Annotated in this window: 14 protein-coding genes, 1 other RNA gene, 2 pseudogenes and 1 riboswitch; of the genes and pseudogenes, 9 read left to right on the forward strand and 8 right to left on the reverse strand. The window is 64.6% G+C overall.

The genetic code is table 11. From position 1 onward, the window contains the following. Nucleotides 1-3: 3 nt before the first annotated feature. Nucleotides 4-495 (forward strand): hypothetical protein, encoded by a 492-nt coding sequence (locus XBLMG947_RS13840; RefSeq protein WP_065469265.1) that lies wholly within the window; start codon nt 4-6, stop codon nt 493-495. A gap of 21 nt (nt 496-516) precedes the next feature. Here the strand turns inward: XBLMG947_RS13840 and XBLMG947_RS13845 are convergent. From XBLMG947_RS13845 to XBLMG947_RS13855, 3 genes are all read right to left on the reverse strand, one after another. Then, nucleotides 517-594, reverse strand: a non-coding RNA gene (locus tag XBLMG947_RS13845) — sX9 sRNA. 61 nt (nt 595-655) lie between these two features. Beyond that, nucleotides 656-1,972: a sensor histidine kinase gene (locus XBLMG947_RS13850; RefSeq protein ID WP_181093253.1), complete on the reverse strand. Its 1,317-nt coding sequence runs from the start codon at nt 1,970-1,972 to the stop codon at nt 656-658. After that, complete coding sequence (locus tag XBLMG947_RS13855) at nt 1,938-2,672, reverse strand: response regulator transcription factor (protein ID WP_065469247.1); 735 nt, start codon at nt 2,670-2,672, stop codon at nt 1,938-1,940. The genes XBLMG947_RS13850 and XBLMG947_RS13855 overlap by 35 nt, the downstream gene beginning before the upstream one ends. 206 nt (nt 2,673-2,878) lie before the next feature. Between XBLMG947_RS13855 and XBLMG947_RS13860 the strand changes: the two genes are divergently transcribed. From XBLMG947_RS13860 to XBLMG947_RS13875, 4 genes are all read left to right on the forward strand, one after another. Continuing rightward, nucleotides 2,879-4,612: an ArnT family glycosyltransferase gene (locus XBLMG947_RS13860; RefSeq protein ID WP_065469248.1), complete on the forward strand. Its 1,734-nt coding sequence runs from the start codon at nt 2,879-2,881 to the stop codon at nt 4,610-4,612. A gap of 99 nt (nt 4,613-4,711) precedes the next feature. Next, nucleotides 4,712-5,476, forward strand: coding sequence for a phosphatase PAP2 family protein (locus XBLMG947_RS13865; protein ID WP_065469249.1), 765 nt, complete (start codon nt 4,712-4,714; stop codon nt 5,474-5,476). Continuing rightward, nucleotides 5,473-7,140 (forward strand): phosphoethanolamine transferase, encoded by a 1,668-nt coding sequence (locus tag XBLMG947_RS13870; protein WP_065469250.1) that lies wholly within the window; start codon nt 5,473-5,475, stop codon nt 7,138-7,140. Before XBLMG947_RS13865 ends, XBLMG947_RS13870 begins: the two co-directional genes overlap by 4 nt. A gap of 111 nt (nt 7,141-7,251) precedes the next feature. Continuing rightward, a complete protein-coding gene (locus XBLMG947_RS13875; protein WP_065469251.1) occupies nt 7,252-9,273 on the forward strand; it encodes a M2 family metallopeptidase in 2,022 nt (673 codons plus the stop codon). A 246-nt stretch (nt 9,274-9,519) separates the two neighbouring features. Here XBLMG947_RS13875 and XBLMG947_RS13880 read toward each other — a convergent pair. The 3 genes and pseudogenes from XBLMG947_RS13880 to XBLMG947_RS13890 form a co-directional block, all read right to left on the reverse strand. Further along, nucleotides 9,520-9,792: pseudogene (locus XBLMG947_RS13880) on the reverse strand (beta-barrel domain-containing protein); the annotation flags it as partial. Nucleotides 9,793-9,836: 44 nt separating this feature from the next. After that, nucleotides 9,837-10,241 carry a hypothetical protein gene (locus tag XBLMG947_RS13885; protein WP_065469253.1) on the reverse strand — a complete coding sequence of 135 codons (405 nt, stop codon included), beginning with the start codon at nt 10,239-10,241 and terminating at the stop codon, nt 9,837-9,839. Nucleotides 10,242-10,257: 16 nt separating this feature from the next. Beyond that, complete coding sequence (locus XBLMG947_RS13890) at nt 10,258-11,511, reverse strand: multidrug effflux MFS transporter (protein ID WP_065469254.1); 1,254 nt, start codon at nt 11,509-11,511, stop codon at nt 10,258-10,260. Nucleotides 11,512-11,779: 268 nt separating this feature from the next. After that, a riboswitch (glycine riboswitch) is annotated at nt 11,780-11,894 on the forward strand. Between the two features lie 99 nt (nt 11,895-11,993). Here XBLMG947_RS13890 and gcvP point away from each other — a divergent pair. Next, nucleotides 11,994-14,915 (forward strand): aminomethyl-transferring glycine dehydrogenase, encoded by a 2,922-nt coding sequence (gene gcvP, locus XBLMG947_RS13895; RefSeq protein ID WP_065469255.1) that lies wholly within the window; start codon nt 11,994-11,996, stop codon nt 14,913-14,915. A 121-nt stretch (nt 14,916-15,036) separates the two neighbouring features. Here gcvP and XBLMG947_RS13900 read toward each other — a convergent pair whose 3' ends face one another. After that, the gene (locus tag XBLMG947_RS13900; RefSeq protein ID WP_139074401.1) at nt 15,037-15,255 is read right to left on the reverse strand and encodes a hypothetical protein; all 219 of its coding nucleotides are present in this window, start codon (nt 15,253-15,255) and stop codon (nt 15,037-15,039) included. A gap of 258 nt (nt 15,256-15,513) precedes the next feature. Here XBLMG947_RS13900 and XBLMG947_RS13905 point away from each other — a divergent pair, with 258 nt between their 5' ends. The 3 genes from XBLMG947_RS13905 to XBLMG947_RS13915 all read left to right on the forward strand — a co-directional run bounded on the left by XBLMG947_RS13905 (nt 15,514) and on the right by XBLMG947_RS13915 (nt 20,357). Next, nucleotides 15,514-17,130, forward strand: a complete 1,617-nt coding sequence (locus XBLMG947_RS13905) for a carboxylesterase/lipase family protein (protein WP_065469267.1) — start codon at nt 15,514-15,516, stop codon at nt 17,128-17,130. Between the two features lie 59 nt (nt 17,131-17,189). Continuing rightward, nucleotides 17,190-18,044 (forward strand): aldo/keto reductase, encoded by an 855-nt coding sequence (locus tag XBLMG947_RS13910; protein WP_065469257.1) that lies wholly within the window; start codon nt 17,190-17,192, stop codon nt 18,042-18,044. 204 nt (nt 18,045-18,248) lie between these two features. Beyond that, on the forward strand, nt 18,249-20,357 hold the full coding sequence (locus XBLMG947_RS13915; RefSeq protein WP_065469258.1) for a catalase: 2,109 nt from the start codon (nt 18,249-18,251) through the stop codon (nt 20,355-20,357). A gap of 320 nt (nt 20,358-20,677) precedes the next feature. On the opposite strand, the pseudogene XBLMG947_RS13920 reads toward XBLMG947_RS13915, so the two are convergent. Then, a pseudogene (locus XBLMG947_RS13920) lies at nt 20,678-20,987 on the reverse strand (type III secretion system effector XopP); the annotation flags it as partial.

Consider the following 20,987-nt stretch of genomic DNA (forward strand, 5'->3'; position numbering starts at 1 on the left):
CGCGTGACCACCGCCACTCCTGCAACGCCCACCTCTGCCGATGTTCTGCGCGTGGCCGATATCGGCCTGGACGCACCCGCCGCCCTGCTCGCGCGCTACGGTTTGCGCCTGCACCGTATGGCATCGGACGCGGCGATCCCTGGCAGTTTCTGGGGCGAACCGGAGGCCGGCATCATCGGCTGCGATGTGTATGTGCGCGACGACACGCCAGTGCATTCGCTCTTGCACGAAGCCGGGCATCTGATCGTGCTGCCTGCGGAAAAACGCGCCGCGGTGCATACCGATGCCACCGATTCGGTGGATGAGGAAGATGCCACCTGTTACCTGCAGATCCTGCTGGCCGAGCAACTGCCCGGCGTGGGCAGCGCGCGCCTGATGGCCGACATGGACCGCTGGGGCTATACGTATCGACTGGGCTCCACGCGCGCCTGGTTCGAGCAGGATGCGGAGAACGCACGCAGTTGGTTGGACGCACGCGGCTTGTTGCCGGGGTGATCCCGGGCTGCGCGTCAGCGCGGCGAACAACACGTGGCAAACAGTCGTCAGGTGGGCGTGGACGGCGCGCGCAGGAATCGCCATGGACGCGTGGTTGATGCTGCACCGAGTCCCGGACGTGCCTGCCTGGCGGTAAGCGCAGTCGGTTGGTTGCTCGCCCTTAGTGCGCCCTCGCAGTGGCGCCGGACAGATCCAGCGTGGCCACCGTGCCCTGCCCTGCATTGGAATCCAGCTGCAGATGCCAGCCCAGGTGTTCGCATAACCGTCCGATCAGTTCCAGCCCGATGCCGCTGCCCTGGCGCGCGTTGCCGCGTGCCAAGCGCATGTAGATGGCACTGATCTCCTCCGGCGTCATGCCGTGGCCCGGGTCGGCGATGCGCACGACGCCGGGCACGGACAGCGCGATGCGGATGATGCCGCGGTCGCTGTTTTCGATGGCGTTGCGCAGCAGGTTGCCGATGGCGGTCTGCACGATGGCGACCGGCGCGACCAGACTGCACGGCGGCAGCGGGTCCACGACCAGTTGCAGATCCTTGTCGGCACACAGGTGCGTGTGGTCGGCCACGATGTCCGGCAGCAGCTGATCCAGCCGCAACGGATCGCTGCTGCGCACCAGCCGGCCCGGGTCCTTGGCCAGCACCAGCAGCAAGGTGATCAACTGTTCGACCGAGGCACTGGTCTGCGCGATGCGCTGCAGCTGGTGGCGTACCGCCGGCGGCGTATTGGGTTGGTCCAGCGCCAGTTCCACCGCATTGCCGATCACTGCGATGGGCGTGCGCAATTCGTGGCTGGTGCTGTCGATGAAGGCGCGCTCGCGGTCGACGAACTGACTGTTGCGCTCGAGATAATTGTTGAGCGCATCGGCAATCACATACAGCTCGGCGCTGCCCTGCGGCCCGACCGCCACCTGCTGCGCACGCTGCTCCGGACGCAACGCGCCGATGTCGCGTGCCAGTTCGACCAGCGGGCGCACCAACCGGGCCATCGCGTAGGTGCCCATCAGCAAGGTGATGCCGATCAGCGCGATGCCAGCGGCCAGCATCCAGCGGGTCAGGAATTTTTCCAGCGCTTCGAAATCGGAGATGTCCAGCACAAGCGCCAGGCGGCCGGCATGCGCGGTGTCACGCACCATCACGGCACTCTGGTGGCCGGCGATCTCCAGGCCGTCGTGCAAGCCGGGATGCAGGGTGCGCAACGCGGGAGGTGTATGCGCGACGTCATCGATGCGGTACAGCCGCAAGGTGTCCGAGTCCTGCCAGCGGTAATCCGGATTCTGCGCGCTGCGCTCGAGAATGCTGTCCAGTTCGGAATTCAGTAGCGAGCGCCAGACGCCGTGTTCGGCGCGTTCGTGCAGGTACTGCGCCGTGCCGAACACCGCCAGCGTCATCAACAACGTGTAGCCGAACAACCACACCAGCACGCGGCGACCCAACGGGCGCTGCTTAGACATCGCTGCTGTCGCCTGCGCCTTGCGCATCTGTCGCGTCTGTCGCGTCTGTCGCATCAAGCTGCGCAAGCCGATAGCCGAGCCGCGGCAGGGTGTGGATCAGTTTGTGCGCGAACGGACCGTCCACGCTGCGGCGCAATTCATAGATATGCGAGCGCAGCATGTCGCCATCGGGCGGGTCGTCGCCCCATAGCGATTGCTCCAGACGTTGCCGCGTCACCGCAGCCGGGCTAGCCTGCATCAGCACTTCGAGCAGCTTGCGGCAGGCCGGATACAGATGCAGCACCTGGCCGGCGCGGGTCGCTTCCAGCGTGGCCAGGTCCAGCCGCAGGTCGGCCACCTGCAGCAGCTTGCCGCGACGACGGCCATGCGCGCGCGCCAGCAAGGCTTCGATGCGCACCTCCAGCTCGGGCAGCGCGAAGGGTTTGGTCAGGTAATCGTCGGCGCCAGCGCGGAAGCCGGCAATCTTGTCCGGCAGCTCATCGCGGGCGGTGAGCATGATCACCGGCAGTTCGGACTGGTGTTGCTCACGCAGCCGGCGCAACACTTCCGGGCCATCCATCCGCGGCATCATCCAGTCCAGAATCAGCGCGTCGTAGTGTTGGGTGGTGGCCAGGTGCAGGCCGGTGACGCCATCGGGCGCGGCGTCCAGGGTATGCCCGCGCGCTTCGAAGTAGTCGAACAGGTTGGCAACCATATTGCGGTTGTCTTCAATGACCAGCAGCCGCATGAGCGGGATTCCAGAGCGGCCCAGCAGGGACGGTGTGCGCATCCTAACCGAGGCCAGCCAAACGCGACCGGTATCGCCGGCACGGCCTTCCAATCGGTTTCGCTCGTGTCACGACGCCTGCGCTGCAACGCACGATCAAGTTCGCTCTGGTCCGACAAATTTCCGACCTACTTGCCAGATAGTGTCTGCCCGCATTTACTCAGGGGGTGCGCGTGTCGCCTGCCAACTCTGTCTCGCCATCCCGCCAGCGCATGCTGCTGGCCGCAGTGCTGTTGATCGTCGTCAGCCTGCTGGCCGGGCTGGGCCTGCGCCAGCCCAATCCGCCGGACGAACCGCGCTTCGTGCTGGCCGCGCGCACCATGGTCGAGACCGGTGAGTGGCTGTTGCCGCACCGTGGCAGCGAGTTGTACGCAGAAAAACCACCGGTGTTCATGTGGTTGCAGGCGGCGACCTACGAGGCGATACCGCACTGGCCGGTGGCATTTCTGCTGCCGTCGCTGCTGGCTGCGCTGGCCACGTTATGGCTGACCTGGGATATCGCGCGCAGGCTGTGGAATCGGCGCGTGGCGGCCTATGCGGTGCTGGCCTTGTTCACGGTGCTGCAGTTCGGCCTGATGGCCAAACGTGCCCAGATCGACATGGTGCTGGTTGCGCTGACCACACTGTCGTTGTGGGGAATGCTGCGCCACCTGCTGCGCGGGCCGGACTGGCGCGCGTGGACGCTGGGCCTGTTTGCTGCCGGCATCGGCACGGTGACCAAGGGCGTCGGCTTTCTGCCGCTGCTGCTGTTGTTGCCATGGATGGCGCTGCGACGCCCACATTGGAGCGTGCTGCCGGCGCGTGCGCAGGCGGGACGCAGCGGGTTGCTGGTGCTGCCAGCCTTCGTAGCAGGCACCGCCGTGTGGTTGGCGCCGCTGTGCATTGCGTTACTGCACAGCGACAACCCGCAGCTGCATGCCTACGCGCACGAACTGTTGTTCAAGCAGACCGGCACGCGCTATGCGCACGCCTGGCATCACGTCAAACCGTTCTGGTACTACCTGCAGGTGATCGCCACCCTGTGGCTGCCCGGCTGCCTGTTGTTGCCGTGGTTGCTGCCGGCCTGGTGGCGACGGCTGCGGCGCGGCGACCCACGCTATGTGCTGTTGCTGGCCTGGAGCGTGTTGGTGCTGCTGTTCTTCAGCGCCAGCCCGGGCAAGCGCGAGGTCTACATCTTCCCGATGCTGCCGGCGCTGTGCATTGCGGCGGCGCCGTTGCTGGCCGGGCTGTTACGCCAGCGCGGCGTGCGGGTGCTGCTGAGCGGGTATGTGCTGCTGCTTGCAGTCGCCGGCCTGGCGCTGGGCGGCGGCATTGCGCTGCATCTGCACTGGGCCGAAAACACCGCAGTAAAGCGCGGTATGGAGCCTGTCTCGCTGCAGTCGGTGGGCATCTGGTTGATCGGCCTGGGGATGGTCGGCCTGGCCGCACTTGCATGGTCGCGCGGCACACGCGCGGGCACCGCGTTGGTGATGATGACCGCCGCGCTGTGGACCGTGTACGGCCTGGGTTTGATGCCGGCGCTGGATCCGTACAGTTCGTCCGCGCGTTTGATGCAGCGGGTGGGCCAGCGCATCGGCCCGGACGCAGAGCTGGGCATGCTGGCCTGGCGCGAACAGAACCTGCTGCAGGCCGATCGCCCGGTGACCGACTTCGGCTTCAAGGCGAGCAGGCAGGCGCAATGGGCCAAGGCCGGCCCGTGGCTCGCGCAAGCGCCGCACACCCGCTGGCTGTTCGTGCTCAAGCAGGCGGTACCGGCGTGTATCGATCCAGCGCAGCGTATCGATATCGGCGAGTCCAACCGCAATCAGTGGCAATTGCTGCCGGGCACTGCGTGGCATGCCGGTTGCATGCCTCCTGCGTCCGACGCCGAACAAACCGGTAGCGAAGGCGATACAGACTGAACGCTTGGTGCCGGGTTAACGGCCGAGCAACTGCGGTCCGACCGCTTTCCGACATCCGGGTTTCGAAGATGTCGGGCATTGACATAGGCCGACACCTTGATGACAACGCTTCCCCGCCATGCGCCGACCGTGGCGCATACCGCCAGCGGTGTGCAGACGCACTTCTTCGTGCGCCATCTGTGGGTGCCTCTGGCCTGCGTCTTGTTGGCGAGCGCACTCCTGATGGGCGCCGGTGGCGACCAATGGATTGCCGATGCGCTGTATCGGCTGGAAGGTGGGCAGTGGCTGCTCAAGGAGCATTGGTTCACCAGTGGCGTGATCCACCGCGTTGGTAAATGGTCGAGCACGGCGGCCGGCGTCGGCGTGCTGGTGCTTGCCATCATTGCGTGGTACAGGCCACGCCTGAAAGTACTGCGCTGGCCGCTGACCTACCTGGCCGCATCCGTCGCACTGTCGACCTCGCTGGTGTCGCTGCTCAAGTCGTGGACTGCGATGGATTGCCCCTGGGATCTGAGCCGCTATGGCGGTACGCAGGCGATGATCGGGCTGTTCGAATCGCGCCACGGCATTGCCGCGTCCGGTTGTTTTCCTGCCGGTCATGCCAGTGCCGGTTATGCATGGGTGGCGCTGTATTTTTGTGCGCTGGCACTCCGTCCTGCATGGCGCCTTGCAGGTTTGTTCACAGGCTTGGCCGCAGGTCTCATTTTCGGTATTGCGCAACAGCTGCGCGGCGCGCATTTTGTGTCGCACGACCTGTGGTCGTTGGCGGTGTGTTGGGTGAGCGCACTTGCACTGTACTGCGTGATGCTGCAAAAGCCGCGTCGTGCACTTGGTTCGATGTTCTTTTCGGGGGATGCAGCATGAGTACCTGGTTGCCGGAACCGCGCAGGCGTAGTGGCCTGCGCGCGCTGACATGGAGTACGCGGCCAACGGTATCGACCGAAGCGCTGGTGCTGATGTCGAGCCTGTTCTTCGCGCTCGTCTGCAATCAGCTGTTCTGGCGTACAGCCATGGCCACGCATCCGGGCAGCATCGGGTTTGCCATTTCGCTGATGGCGTTGCTGGTGGCCGTGCATGCGCTGCTATTGGGCTTATTCGTCTGGCGCTGGAATGCAAAACCGCTGCTGACGCTGCTGCTGTTCACCACCGCGCTGGCCGCGCACTACATGGACAGCTACAACGTCTACCTGGATGCGGACATGCTGCGCAACGTGCTGCATACCGATCACAAGGAATCGCGCGAATTGCTCACGCCCGGCCTGATCCTGCCGTTGGTGTGCTACTTCCTGATCCCCACCGCACTGCTGTGGCGCACGCGTCTGCGCGTACGCAGCGGGGGCAAGGCGTTGCTGATGCGAGCGGGGTTTTTGGTGGCGGTGGCGGTGGCGGGCGCTGCGGGCACCCTGTTGTCGTCGCAGGATATTTCCGCACTGATGCGCAACCACCGCGAAGTGCGTTACCTGGCCACGCCGATCAATTACATCGTGGCGTTGCGGCAAAACCTCAAATCCGATTCGCCGATGAAGCATGCCCCCAAGCAGCCGATCGAACACGACGCCATGGCCACACCGCGTGCGCCGGGTAGCCGACCGCGCCTGTTGCTGGTGGTGCTGGGTGAAACCGCGCGCGCGCAGAACTGGGGCCTCAGCGGCTATGCCCGACAGACCACGCCGGAGCTGGCGCAGGCCGGGGTGATCAACTTCCCCGACATGCATTCGTGCGGCACCAGTACCGAGGTCTCGGTGCCCTGCATGTTCTCGCCGTACGGCCGTCGCGATTACAACGAAGACATGATTCGTGGCCATCAGTCGTTCCTGCATGTGCTGGAACACGCCGGTATTTCGACGCTATGGCGCGATAACCAGTCTGGCTGCAAGGGCGTGTGCGACGGTTTGGAAAACCAGAAGTTGGACGATGCCACCACGCCAGGCCTATGCGCCGACGGCCGCTGCCTGGACGAAATCCTGTTGCGCGATCTGGCCGCGCAGGTACGGGCAAAGCCCGGCGACCGCGTGGTGGTGGTACATCAACTGGGCAGCCACGGACCGAGTTACTTCGAACGTTACCCGGCGCAGTTCGAACGCTTCAAACCGGTCTGCAAGACCGCCGATCTGGGTAGCTGCGCCCGCCAGGACATCGTCAACGCATACGACAATTCCCTGCTGTACACCGACCATTTCATCAGCCAAGCCATCCACACCCTGCGCGGAATGCAGGACTACGACACGGCGATGATCTATCTCTCCGATCACGGCGAATCGCTCGGCGAAAAGGGCCTGTACCTGCATGGCGTGCCATATGCCATCGCGCCCAAGGAGCAGACCCATGTGCCGATGGTGATGTGGTTCTCGCCGGAGTTCGCGCGCGATCGCGGCCTGGATGAAACCTGCCTACGCCACCGTGCAGGGCAATATACCGATCAGGACGCGCTGTTCCCGTCGGTGCTGGGATTGATGCAGGTCAAAACCAGCGTCTATGCGCCCGAGCGCGACCTGTTCGCCAAGTGCACGGGCACAACGCTGCACTGATCGGTAGCGCCTGCAGCAAGCCCGCCCAGTCGCCTGCGTGGCGGGCGTTGCCTCTTGCCCTGAACCCCGGCGCGCTCTAGCCTTCGCCGGACTTCACTGCAAGGACCACCCGTGAATCATCGTTTGCTGTTGCTGGCGCTGACCGTGGCTGCCGGCACCCTGAGCGTGTCGGCCTGCCGCCGGGATGCAGCACCGCCGGCCACACCCGTCGCGACCAAGACCGCGCCGGCCGAAAGCGCCGACCAGTTCGTTGCGCGCATCAACGCCGAATACAAGGCGGCCTATCCGGAAACCACCGCGGCGCAGTGGCTCTCGTCGACCTATATCAACGGCGATTCGCAATTGCTGGCGGCCAAGGCCAACGAGCGCTCGCTGGCGCAGCTGGATCGCTGGATCGAACAATCCAAGCAGTACGCCGGCACGCCGATGTCGGCCGACAGCGCGCGCGCGCTGCAGCTACTCAAACTGATGAGCGCCCTGCCCGCGCCGCGCGATGCGGCCAAACTGGCCGAACTCACCCGCATCGCCGCCAAGATGGAAGGCGATTACGGCGCAGGCCGTTATTGCGTGGGCGAAGGTGAGCAACGCCGTTGCCGCCAGCTCGGCGAGCTGGAACAAGTACTGGCAAGCAGCCGCGACTACAACGCACAACTCGACGCCTGGCAGGGCTGGCACAGCACCGCGCAGCCGATGCGCAAGGACTACCAGCGCTTTGTCGAACTCGCTAACGAAGGTGCGCGCGGGCTTGGCTTCGCCGATGTCGGGGTGATGTGGCGCAGCGGCTACGACATGCCGCCGGCGCAACTTGCCAGCGAAACCGACCGCCTGTGGGAACAGGTCAAACCGCTGTACGCGCAGCTGCAGTGCTATGCGCGCGGCAAACTCGATACGCAATACGGCAAGGACAAGGGCGAGGTGGCCGGCGGCCTGTTGCCGGCACATTTGATGGGCAATATGTGGCAGCAGGACTGGAGCAATCTGTGGGATCTGCTGCAGCCCTATCCCGGTGCCGGCGACCTGGACATCACCTCCGCGCTGGAAAAGCAGTATCAAGGCAACCTCACTTCAGTGCTGGCACGCAACACCGGCAGCGATGGTGGCGCGGCCGCACGCTTCAACGCCGAACGCGAAGCGCAGCTGCGCACCGCCAGACAGATGACCGAGCGCGCGCAGGAGTTCTACACATCGCTCGGCATGCCCAAGCTGCCGGACACCTATTGGCAGCGCTCGCAGTTCATCAAGCCGCTGGACCGCGACGTGGTCTGTCATGCCAGCGCCTGGGACATGAACATGGGCGGCGAACCGAACCAGAATATCGGCGCGGATGTGCGCACCAAGATGTGCATCAAACCCACCGAAGAAGACTTCACCACCATCTACCACGAGCTCGGCCATATCTATTACGACCTGGCCTACAACCCGCTGCCGCCGCTGTTCCAGAACGGCGCCAACGATGGGTTTCATGAAGCGATCGGCGACACCATCGTGCTGGCGATGACGCCCAAGTATCTGCAGTCGATCGGCATGGTCGGCGAGCAGCAGGCCGGGCGCGAAGCATTGATCAACGCGCAGATGCGCATGGCCTTGAGCAAGGTCGCCTTCCTGCCGTTCGGTTTGATGATCGACCGCTGGCGCTGGGGCGTGTTCGATGGCTCGATTGCACCGGAGCGCTACAACCAGGCTTGGTGGGAACTCAAAGCCAAATACCAGGGCGTCGCGCCGGTTGTCGCGCGCGGCGAAGAGTTCTTCGATGCCGGCGCCAAGTACCACGTCCCCGGCAACACGCCGTACACGCGCTATTTCCTGGCGCATATCCTGCAATTCCAGTTCTATAAAGGCCTGTGCCAGGCTGCCGGTCATCAGGGCCCGCTGTACGAATGCAGCTTCTACGGCAACAAGGACGCCGGGCAAAAGTTCTGGTCGATGCTGCAGCGTGGCTCCAGCCAACCGTGGCAGACCACACTCAAGGAACTCACCGGCAGCGACAAACTCGATGCCGGCCCGATGCTGGAATATTTCGCACCGATGAGCGAGTGGTTGAAGCAGCAGAATCAGGGGCAGATGTGTGGGTGGCAGGCGGGAGTTGCCGCCCCAACCAGCCCGGCAACCGCATCGCTCGCTGCGACGCGCTGACACGCAGTGCTTGCCGTGATGTCACTGCCGGATCGCGGCAGTGGCGTAACGTCCTGTTGATAAATGAGAAAAAGGTCACATTGAATAGCGTCATCGATCAGAACGCAGACCTATTGATTCTTGTCGGCATTGAATTGTCCGACGGAGAGTGCCGACAGGCGACGTCGCCCTGGATGAAGTAGATGGTCTTGTTGAACGTTGTCATGATGGCCCGTTCCTTGCGGTTGGAGTTCAGTTGGAAACCCGTGAAGCACGTGGACGTTCGCCATCGATGTTCAGCGTGGCCCGCTCCAGCTTCACCCACGCAGGGAACACTAGGCCCAGCTGTTCGTCCTGCGCTGCGTCATAGGAGACGCTGACCACCTTGCCGGTTAGGGAGCCGTAGCGGGTGTATGGAAAGCCATCGACTTTCACGGTCACATCCTGATCCGGCCGCACGAAGCCGACGTCCTTGTTGAGCACGGTGGCCTCGATCTCCAGAGCGTCGTCGCTGGGTACAACGACCAGAAGTGCATGCGCGTATCACTACGACACACCGAAAAATGCGCACCAAGACACCAGCCTCAATTGAGCTTCGCGCCACCCTGCAACCGTTCGCTCAACCGGGCCTTGAACTGCTCGAACTCCATGCCATCGGCCTGGGCCTCGGCATGCGCGGCATCTTTCAGCGCGTCCGAGTAGGTCAGGCGCACGGGGGTACCCTGGCGTTCGTGCAACTCGGCGGCGCGCATGATCAGCGTCAACACCTGCGCGGCGCTGGTGCTTTCGCCGGCGATGCGGCCATCCATGCCCAGCACCCATTCGCCGTCGCGGCGGACGATGCCGGCCAATAGCGTGCGTTGCTGGTCGCGGAGTTCGGCGTGCGGTTCGATCGGGGAGACCGGTGCGGGATTGGCGGCGGCCTGGTTGCGCTGGCGCTCGGCGGCGCGCTTGCGGGCATCACGGCGCAACTTGGAATCGGTGGACATGCAGGCTCCTGATGGGTCAGAGGTGGTCGGCCGGCTCCAGAGGCACTGCCTCGGTGGCATGGCGGTGCCGTAGACGGCGGCCGCTGCGGCGTTCCCAACGCCAGAATAGCCAGCCCAGCAAGAAAAAACCGGTCATGCCGATCGCCAGATGCCGCGGGTGTTCACTGAGCAGTGGCGATAGCACCCCGGCCACCACCGTATTGGTCATCAACTGGGTGAACGCCTGCAGCGATGACGCCAGACCGCGCTGCTGCGGGTACATGTCCAGCACCGCCAGCGCCAGGATCGGGAAGACCAGCGCCATGCCCATGCCAGCCAGGAAGATCGGCAGCACCGCCCACGGCAGGGCGATCTGCGCCACCGCAAACGTGTAGGCCAGATTGACCAACGCCGCCACTCCGCAGCAGATGAAGCCGATGCGGACCTGCCGCACGGGCTCCATGCGCCCTGCCATGCGTCCGGACAGGAACGAGCCCAGCGTCATGCCGCCGATGGTGGGAATGAACAGCCAGGCGAAATCGCCTTCGCCCAGTTGCAGGTGCTGCATGATCAGCACCGGTGCCGAGGCGACATACAGGAAGATACCGGCGAAGTTGAACGCCCCGGCGGCCGCCAGCCGCTGGAAGCGCGGATTGAAGCCGATGCGTACATAGTCCTGCAGCAGGCGCTTGAACTGCAGCGGCGTGCGCGCGTCCACCGGGTGGGTCTCCGGCAGCCAGGTGATGGTTGCCACCAGCAGCACCAGGCCAAACACCACCAGAAACCAGAAGATCAGCGCCCAGCCGGCCCCGCTGAGCAGGATCCAGCCACCGATGATCGGCGCGATGGCCGGCGCGATGCCGAAGATGATCGACACCTGGCTCATCAGCCGTTGCGCATCCGGGCCATGGAACAGGTCGCGAATGACCGCGCGGCCGACGATCATGCCCACGCCGGCGGACAGGCCCTGCAGCGCGCGGAACGCCAGCAGCGTAGGCAAGTCTTGCGACAGCGCACATCCGATCGAGCCGGCGATAAACAACGCCAGCCCACCCAGGATCACCCGCTTGCGGCCCCAGGCATCGGACAAGGGCCCGTGCGCGACGCTCATCAGCCCGTATGCCAGCAGATAGACGCTGACGGTCTGCTGGATCGCGACCTGATCCACCGCCAGGCTGCGGCTGAGCTGCGAGAACGCCGGGAAGATGGTGTCGATGGAGAACGGGCCGAACATCGCCAGCCCGGCAAGCAGCAGCGCCATGCGACGCGTGGAAGGCGTGGTGAGGGGCATTCAGGGGTCCGCGACGATGGAGCATGAGGTGCGCGCGCCAGCGTCCACTTCGTGCGGCGCTGGCATGAACACACAGCCGCCGATCATAGGCGCTTGCGCCGGCAAGGTTAAGCAAACGCAAGTGCAGAAGACGCATGGACCATGTCCGGGCCAGCGCGCCGGCCAGCCCGCAGCCACGCTATAATCGACCGGCAACACGGTGGGAGAAGCGGCACTGCCGCTGCCGAAGGCGCAACAGCCCGTAATCGCTCAGGCCCGATACCATCCGCAGTACAACTCTGGAGAGACCGGCCGATGCCGGCGCCGAAGGGGCACGGAACGCAGGCAGGCCACTGGCCAGGCCGCGTTTTTAAACTCTCAGGCAAAAGGACAGAGGGGCGCGAGGAAGACCGTCGCTGCGGCGGGTCGTGGTGCGTGCATGCGCGTCATGCCAGTTGCGGTGCGGGTCGACCATTCGTCTGCCCCTGCCCCGGATGCCCGCCATGTCCCAGACCCCGTCTTCCCTGCGCGACCTCGAACACCACAGCGCGTTCGTCGAACGTCACATCGGCCCCAACGATGCGGAAATCGCGCAGATGCTGGGGGTGGTTGGCCATGCTTCGCTGGATGCGCTCACCGACGCCATCGTGCCGGGCAACATCAAATCGCCGGCCGCGCTCGCGCTGCCCGAAGCGATCACCGAAGAAGAAGCGCTGGCCAAGATCCGCGCGATCGCCAGCAAGAACCAGGTGCAGCGCACCTTCATCGGCCAGGGCTATTACGGCACCCACACGCCGAAGGTGATCCTGCGCAACATCCTGGAAAACCCGGCCTGGTACACCGCGTACACGCCGTACCAGGCAGAGATTTCGCAGGGCCGCATGGAAGCGCTGATCAACTTCCAGACGCTGTGCGCCGATCTGACCGGCATGCAGATCGCCAATGCCTCGCTGCTGGACGAAGCCACTGCCGCGGCCGAAGCGATGACGCTGGCCAAACGCTCGGCCAAGTCCAAATCCAGCACCTTCTTCGTGCACGACGCGGTGCACCCGCAGACGCTGGAACTGCTGCGCACGCGCGCCGAGCCGCTGGACATCGTGCTGCGTGTCGGCACGCCGGAGGAAGCGCTGCAGGCCGAGTGCTTCGGCGTACTGCTGCAGTATCCGGATAGCTTCGGTCACATCGGCGATCACGCCGCGCTGGCCGATGCGGTGCACGCGCAAGGCGGCCTGGTGGCCGTGGCCACCGATCTGCTGGCGCTGACCCTGATCGCCGCACCCGGCGAATGGGGCGCGGACATCGTGGTCGGCAACTCACAGCGCTTCGGCGTGCCGTTCGGCTTCGGTGGCCCGCATGCCGCCTTCATGGCCTGCCGCGATGCCTACAAGCGCTCGATGCCCGGCCGGCTGATCGGTGTGTCGATCGATGCCGCCGGCAACCCGGCGTATCGCCTCACCTTGCAGACGCGCGAGCAACATATCCGCCGCGAGAAGGCCACCTCCAACATCTGCACCGCGCAGGTGCTGCTGGCGGTCATGGCGTCGATGTACGCGGTCTACCACGGCCCCGATGGCCTGACCCGTATCGCGCGTCGCACCCATCGTCTGGCCGCGATCCTGGCTGCCGCGCTGCGTAGTGCCGGCGTGAGCGTTGGCGAGCATTTCTTCGACACGCTGCACGTCAAGGCGATCGATGCCGATGCCATCCACGCCCGTGCACGTGCGGCCGGCATCAACCTGCGTGCCATCGACAGCGAAGCGGTCGGCATCAGCCTGGACGAAACCACCACGCGCGCCGATGTGGTCGCACTGGCCGCGTTGTTCGGTGCCCAGGCCGACATCGATGCGCTGGATGCCGCCACCGCCGATGCGTTGCCGCCAGGCTTGCTGCGCACCAGTGCGTTCCTGACGCATCCGGTGTTCAACACCCACCACAGCGAGCACGAACTGCTGCGCTACATGCGCTCGCTGGCCGACAAGGACCTGGCGATGGATCGCACCATGATCCCGCTCGGCAGCTGCACCATGAAGCTCAACGCCACCGCCGAAATGATTCCGGTGACCTGGCCGGAATTCGGCGCGATCCATCCGCTGGCACCGGCCGAGCAGTCGGCCGGCTACGTGCAGCTGATCGACGAGCTGGAAGCGATGCTGGTCGAGTGCACCGGCTACGACGCGGTAAGCCTGCAGCCCAATTCCGGCGCGCAGGGCGAATACGCGGGCCTGCTGGCGATCCGCGCCTATCACCGTTCGCGTGGCGAGGCGCATCGCGATATCTGCCTGATTCCCGAATCCGCGCACGGCACCAACCCTGCCTCGGCGCAGATGTGCGGCATGACGGTGGTGGTCACCAAGTGCGATGCCAATGGCAATGTGGATGTCGACGACATCCGCGCCAAGGCGGAAAAGTATTCCGATCGCCTGGCCGCGCTGATGATCACCTACCCGTCCACGCACGGCGTGTTCGAAGAAGACGTGGTGGCGATCTGCGAAGCGGTGCATGCGCATGGCGGCCAGGTCTACACCGACGGCGCCAACATGAATGCCCTGGTCGGCGTGGCCAAGCCCGGCAAGTGGGGCTCGGACGTGTCGCACCTCAACCTGCACAAGACCTTCTGCATTCCGCATGGCGGCGGCGGCCCGGGTGTGGGCCCGTGTGCGGTCAAATCGCATCTGGCGCCCTTCCTCCCCCGCACGACGCCCTATGCCGGCGTCCCTGCCGGCGAGAATCAAACAGCGGCCAGCCATGGCCGCACTTCTCACCAAAGCCCGGTTGGCATGGTGTCCGCGGCGGCGTACGGCTCCGCCTCGATCCTGCCGATCAGCTGGATGTACGTGACCATGATGGGCAGTGGTGGCTTGCGCAAGGCCACGCAGGTGGCATTGCTCAATGCCAACTACATCGCCAAGCGCCTGGCACCGCATTACAAAACGCTGTACACCGGCCGTAATGGCCTGGTGGCGCATGAGTGCATCCTGGATGTGCGCCCGATGGAAAAGAGCAGCGGCATCGGTGCCGAAGACATCGCCAAACGCCTGATCGACTTCGGCTTCCATGCGCCGACGTTGAGCTTCCCGGTGGCCGGCACGCTGATGGTCGAACCGACCGAAAGCGAATCGCAGCATGAGCTGGACCGCTTCATCGACGCGATGATCCAGATCCGCGAAGAGATCCGCGCGATCGAAGACGGCCGCCTGGACCGCGACGACAACCCGCTCAAGCACGCCCCGCATACCGCCACGCAGGTGTCGGCCAGCGAGTGGACGCATGCCTACCCGCGCGAACTGGCCGCCTTCCCGCTGCCCAGCCTCAAGCAGCAGAAGTACTGGCCGCCGGTGGCGCGCGTGGACAATGTCTACGGCGACAAGAACGTGATGTGCGCCTGCATCCCGGTGGATGCGTACAAGGACGACGTAGTGGCGTAACTGCCCGCCGTTGCATGCTCACCACCAAACCCAGCCGCATCCGTTGCGGTTGGGTTTTTTGTTGCATGGAAGCCTGCAGTGCGCGCTGTCGGTGATGGGGGCCGTCGCCCTGCGGCAAGCGCTAGCGGCGTGCGCGCCTGCGTCGTACGGCCCACCCCGGCGTCGCCGCGATACCCACCAGGACGATGCTGAGAATAGGCCACGGCATCAGCTCGGCCAGCAGTCCGCAGCCGTCTTCGATGTAGTCGAATTGGCCGCTCAGGGCCCACCAACAAGCACGCTTGAAGGCGACCAGGGCGCAGACTCCGTAGATCGCCGCAAACAGGAGGATTCGCTTCACGCGTGCCATGCCGACCGTCCCTGCACGCGCTGCGCGTCCAGCTCGGACAGATAGCACAGGCGCTGTCGCTACCCGCCCCATCGCCAGCCGTAGCAGGTGGTGCATGCCCGCGTCTACGCATTGAATTGCAACGCGACGTCATCGCTACGCCATCGCGCATTGACTCTGCCCTAAGCACGTCCTTGCGATGCTGTCATGCATCGACACAGGACAGGGCACGCAGTGATCAAGCTCCATCTGACCAGGTGCGTACGCACGCTGACCTGCCTGCTGCTGGTGGGCTGCAGCATCGCCGGTTGCACGCAGCGCCGGCCCGGCGCGGTGTCGGCATTGGTGGAGGCGCCGGACACGCAGCAGACCGTGGTGCGCACCGAGACCGGTGCGGTGCGCGGTGTGCACAACGCGCAGGGCGGTGCCTATCTGGGCATCCCGTTTGCGGCGCCACCGGTCGGCGCGCTGCGCTTCCGCGCACCGCAGCCGGCGATGCGATGGAGCGGCGTACGCGACGCCACCCATGTGGGACCGGCGTGCCTGCCGCGCTACCGTTTCGGCCAAAAGGCGCTGTCCGAAGATTGCCTCACGCTCAACATCTACACGCCGCCCGGCCCTGCCCCCGCGCATCCGCGCGCCGTCATGGTGTGGATCTACGGCGGCGCGATGCAACTGGGCAGCAACGCCGACTACGACCTGAGCGCGCTGGCGGCACGCCAGGATGTGATCGTGGTCGCGCCCAATTATCGGCTTGGCGTATTCGGCTTCCTCGCGCATCCGGCACTGCGTGGCGAAGGCGAAGGTGCCTACGCGCTGCTCGATCAACAGGCCGCCTTGCGCTGGGTAAAACGCAACATCGGCGCATTCGGGGGCGATGCACGCAATGTCACCGTGTTCGGCGAATCCGCCGGCGCCTGGAGCATCTGCTCGCATCTCACCTCGCCTGCCGCTATTGGCCTGTTCCAGCGCGCGATCCTGCAGAGCGGCAGCTGTCTGGCCGGCGACTCGGGCCTGCCACGCGCCGCCGCCGAACGCGGTGGTGTGCGCATGGCGCAGGCGCTCGGCTGCGATGGTGCGGCAGATGTCGCCGGTTGCCTGCGCACGCTGCCGGCCGACGCCTTGCTGGATGCCAAACCGCAACGCCGCGGTCTGACCGGTGACGATGCCTGGGCACCGATGGTCGGCGGCGACGTCCTGCCCGAGCCACCGGAGACGGCGATCGCCAACGAACGCCACGCACACGTACCGCTGCTGCTGGGCAGCAACCGCAACGAAGGACGTCTGTTTGCGCAACTGGCCTCCTATCTGGGTGGCTTCGTGTTGCGCAGCGGCTACCGCGCGCGCGTGCAGGGGATGCACGGCGATCCTGCGGCAGTGCTTGCGCAGTACGCAGACGTTGCCGCGCGCTCGCGCTGGAATGCCTATGCCGACATCGTCACCGATGGCGTGTTCGCCTGCCCCACCCGCCGGCTCGGCCAACTGTTGCGCAACCGGATGCCGGTGTATGCCTACGAATTCGACGATCCGAACGCGCCCTTCGGCCTGTTGCGTCTGCCATTCTCGCAGCCGTTGGGCGCCTATCACGCTGCCGAACTGGTGTCTCTGTTCCAGCGACCGTGGGTGCTCAGTGGCGATGCGCAGTTCACTCCGGCGCAGCAGGCGCTCGCCAATACGCTGCAGGATTACTGGGGTGCATTCGCACGCACTGGCGATCCCAATGGCGGCGGGCGGCCAGCGTGGCCGCGCTTCGATGGCGATATGCCGCTAACGCTGTCGCCGCACAGGATCGGCGCGACGCCGGACTTCGTGCAGCGTCATCGTTGCGCGTTCTGGGATGCGCATGCAGACACTGCCGCAACATCGCAGCAGCCATCGTCGCGGTAACACGGCTGTATCGGTGTGATGCAGCCGTCACCCTCATTCCAACGCGACAGGAGCCGATCATGTCCGAATCCACTTCATCCCCCTGCGCACAAGTGCGCCTGCGCAACGGGCGCAGCGTGCCCGCGTTAGGCCTGGGCTCCTGGAATCTGGGGCAAGGCCGGCATGCGCCTGGGCAGGAAGTCGAAGCGCTGCAACTCGGGCAGCAATTGGGGATGCAGCTGATCGATACCGCCGAGATGTATGGCAATGGCCGCTCGGAGCAATTGATCAGCCAGGCCATCGACCGAGCGCAGCCGCCTTACGTGGTGTCCAAGGTATTGCCGAGCAACGCCAGCGCACGCGGAATTGCACGTGCTTGCGAAGCCAGCTTGCAACGGCTTGGCGTGCGTACGCTGGATCTGTACCTGCTGCACTGGCGCGGCGGCAGCGACCTGGCCGAGGTCGTGGACGCGTTCGAAGCACTGCGCGACGCCGGCAAGATTCGCAACTGGGGCGTGTCGAACTTCGATGTCGATGACATGGAAGAGCTGTGGGCGATCGACGGCGGTTCGCGTTGCCTGGTCAACCAGGTGCTGTACCACGCTGGCAGCCGTGGCATCGAATTCGATCTGCTGCCGTGGTGCGCCGCGCACGAGGTGGCAGTGATGGCGTATTCACCGCTTGGCAGCCGTGCACTGCTGGATCATCCCGTGCTGCACGCCATCGGTGAGCGTCGTGGTGTTGCGGCAACTGCAGTCGCGCTTGCGTGGGCGATCCGCAGCGGCAACGTCATCGCCATTCCCGAGTCCGGAACACCGGCACATGTGCGTGCCAACGCCGCCGCCTGCACGCTGCAACTGCACGCAGACGATCTTGCCGAGATCGATCGCGCTTTCGCGCCACCTACGCGCAAGCAGCCATTGGATCTACTCTAAAACAGCGCAATGGTCGCGCTCGTCACTCGGTGCAGTTGCACGGCGGTGCGCGCCGAGTGACCGATGCACTCTGTAAGTGCGACACGATGCAAGCTTCGCTGCGCATGTGAGTATTCGTTCGCATGCAGACACATGCAATTAACGGCGCCACTCCCACGCTTTATGGCTTAGCTCGCATCCCAAGCCCGCCAGAGTGGAGTCCCCATGGCCAAGTCCCCCAGTAAATCCGCGCAGGTCCCTGCCGTCGTACCTGCAAGCGTCACCTACGATGTGTCGCGCGGTGCTGGCGATGAGTTGCACCAGAAGGCAGGCGGTACCCATCCGCCACTGACCACCAACCAGGGCATCCCGGTTGGCGACAACCAGAACTCACTCCGCGCAACGCCGCGCGGGCCGACGTTGCTGGAAGACTTCATCCTGCGCGAAAAGATCACCCACTTCGATCACGAGCGCATTCCCGAACGCATCGTGCATGCGCGTGGCAGTGCCGCGCACGGCTACTTCGAACTCACCAAATCGTTGAGTCAGTACACCACCGCCAAGATCTTTACCGAGGTCGGCGAAAAAACCCCGCTGTTTACCCGTTTTTCCACCGTCGCAGGCGGCGCCGGCTCGGTGGATACCCCGCGCGATGTGCGCGGGTTCGCAGTGAAGTTCTACACCAAGGAAGGCAACTGGGATCTGGTGGGCAACAACATCCCGGTGTTCTTCATCCAGGATGCGATCAAATTCCCTGACCTGATCCATGCGGTAAAGATGGAGCCGGATCGCGGCTTCCCGCAGGCTGCCAGCGCGCACGATACATTCTGGGATTTCATCTCACTCACGCCCGAATCGATGCACATGGTGATGTGGGCGATGAGCGATCGCACCATCCCGCGCTCGTTGCGCATGATCGAAGGTTTCGGCATCCACAGCTTCCGTTTTCTCAATGAAAAAGGTGAGAGCACCTTCGTCAAATTCCACTGGCGTCCCAAGCTGGGTCTGCAATCGACCATCTGGGACGAGGCGGTCAAGATCGCCGGTGCCGATCAAGACTTTCACCGTCGCGATCTGTTCGAAGCGATCCAGAACGGCGACTTCCCCGAATGGGAATTGGGCGTGCAGTTGTTCACCGAAGCCGAAGCGGATGCGTTTCCGTTCGACCATCTGGATTCGACCAAGGTCATTCCAGAAGAACTCGTGCCGTTGCAGATCGTCGGCCGCATGGTGCTCGACCGCTGGCCGGACAATTTCTTTGCCGAAACCGAACAGGTCGCGTACTGCCCGGCCAACATCGTGCCGGGCATCGACTTCAGCAACGATCCGCTGCTGCAAGGCCGCCTGTTCTCGTATCTGGATACACAGCTGAGCCGCCTGGGTGGGCCGAACTTCCACCAGATTCCGATCAACGCACCCAAATGCCCGTTCGCCAACAATCAGCGCGATGGCCATATGCAGATGGGTGTGCCGAAGGGACGCGTGGCCTATGAGCCCAGCTCGCTGCAGGCCGATGCGCCGCGCGAAGCGCTGCGTGGATTCCACAGCCATGCAACCCCGGCCGAAGATGGCGCAAAGGGTCGCGTGCGTGCCGAGAGCTTTGCCGATCACTACAGCCAGGCCAGACTGTTCTTCCGCAGCCAGACTGCACCGGAACAAGCGCATATGGCATCGGCCTTGGTGTTCGAATTGTCGAAGGTGGAAACCACACATGTGCGTGAAGCCATCGTCGGCCATCTACGCCACATCGATCAGGAGCTGGCGCAGCGTGTGGCCGATGGCATGGGCATGACCACCCTGCCGCCGGCACCGCCTGCGGCCGTGACGCCGATCGATATGCCGCTGTCGCCTGCCCTACAAATCATCGGCAAGATGAAAGACACCTTGCAGGGGCGCACGGTTGGCATCCTGATTCACGACGGCTCGGATGCGGCAACGGTCAAGGCAGTGCGCAAGGCGGCAGAGGCTGCAGGCGCGACGGTCAAGATCGTTGCGCCCAAGCTCGGCGGTGCCAAGCTGAGCGATGGCAAGCAATTGGCCGCCGATGGGCAACTGGCGGGTACGCCGTCGGTGGTGTTCGATGCCGTGGCAATCCTGCTGTCGTCAGAGGCTGCCAAGTTGCTGACCCGCGAATCGGCGGCGCTGGACTTCGTGAGCTTTGCCTGGGCGCACCTGAAGGCCATCGCATTCGACGATGGCGCGCAGTTGCTATTGAAAGCCGGCAATGTCGGCAAGGATGCAGGTGTCGTTCCTGCAGCCGATACCAAGGCATTCATTACCGCAGCAAAGACGCGCCAGTGGGCACGCGAGCCCAAGGTACGCATGCTGGCATGATGACCGCCTCCCTATCACCTGGACCAGCCAGACCTAGAAAATTCGGCGACACTCAGGTCCAAGGAGCCCCGAAAGAGAACAGCAAGCTCAAGCAGCTGGTCGCCTACCTGAGCCTGGACAAGGTCATGTTGCAGCACGTGCTGTCGCAAAAGGTCCGAGGCCCAAGCAGTGCACGACGCTCGTGGGCCATTTGGTTGATCGGTATCGGGTTGCGGCGGTTGGTCTGGCTTGCGCGGTCGTCAAGCAAGGCCGGTCGGCGTGGTATTACCAGCCTCGGGACGATGCGTTGTTCGACGGACGCCGCTTCCGGGCGCGGACCATTATCGTTGCCCACCAGAACCCGCCGCCCAAAGCTGGGCGAGCAGGTTCGAGCCGATCGTCGCACGATGCACCTTGGCATCGGTGTGCCCGAGGGCACGCATCATCTCTTCCCAGCGCGGGCCCAAATTCACCTCCCGTGCCGTCTTCAGGTGGACGGCGGCCAAGTCCTTATAGGGAAGCGAGCGCAGTCCGTCGGGGGCCACCGGCTTTTCGGTATGCACGTGCACGAACCAGGGCGCGGGCAGGTCTCCATTGGACTGCGGCGTGTGGTCGATCCGCACTTCGAACAGCCTGCCACGGTTGCCCTGA

This window comes from Xanthomonas bromi (assembly GCF_900092025.1).
Classification (GTDB): domain Bacteria; phylum Pseudomonadota; class Gammaproteobacteria; order Xanthomonadales; family Xanthomonadaceae; genus Xanthomonas; species Xanthomonas bromi.

What these genes read in the sequence shown, in the direction of transcription:
- XBLMG947_RS13850 (WP_181093253.1), bottom strand. Translation starts at nt 1,972, where the DNA reads ATGCGCAAGGCGCAGGCGACAGCAGCGATGTCTAAGCAGCGCCCGTTG.
- XBLMG947_RS13855 (WP_065469247.1), bottom strand. Translation starts at nt 2,672, where the DNA reads ATGCGGCTGCTGGTCATTGAAGACAACCGCAATATGGTTGCCAACCTG.
- XBLMG947_RS13865 (WP_065469249.1), top strand. Translation starts at nt 4,712, where the DNA reads ATGACAACGCTTCCCCGCCATGCGCCGACCGTGGCGCATACCGCCAGC.
- XBLMG947_RS13870 (WP_065469250.1), top strand. Translation starts at nt 5,473, where the DNA reads ATGAGTACCTGGTTGCCGGAACCGCGCAGGCGTAGTGGCCTGCGCGCG.
- XBLMG947_RS13885 (WP_065469253.1), bottom strand. Translation starts at nt 10,241, where the DNA reads ATGTCCACCGATTCCAAGTTGCGCCGTGATGCCCGCAAGCGCGCCGCC.
- XBLMG947_RS13890 (WP_065469254.1), bottom strand. Translation starts at nt 11,511, where the DNA reads ATGCCCCTCACCACGCCTTCCACGCGTCGCATGGCGCTGCTGCTTGCC.
- gcvP (WP_065469255.1), top strand. Translation starts at nt 11,994, where the DNA reads ATGTCCCAGACCCCGTCTTCCCTGCGCGACCTCGAACACCACAGCGCG.
- XBLMG947_RS13910 (WP_065469257.1), top strand. Translation starts at nt 17,190, where the DNA reads ATGTCCGAATCCACTTCATCCCCCTGCGCACAAGTGCGCCTGCGCAAC.
- XBLMG947_RS13915 (WP_065469258.1), top strand. Translation starts at nt 18,249, where the DNA reads ATGGCCAAGTCCCCCAGTAAATCCGCGCAGGTCCCTGCCGTCGTACCT.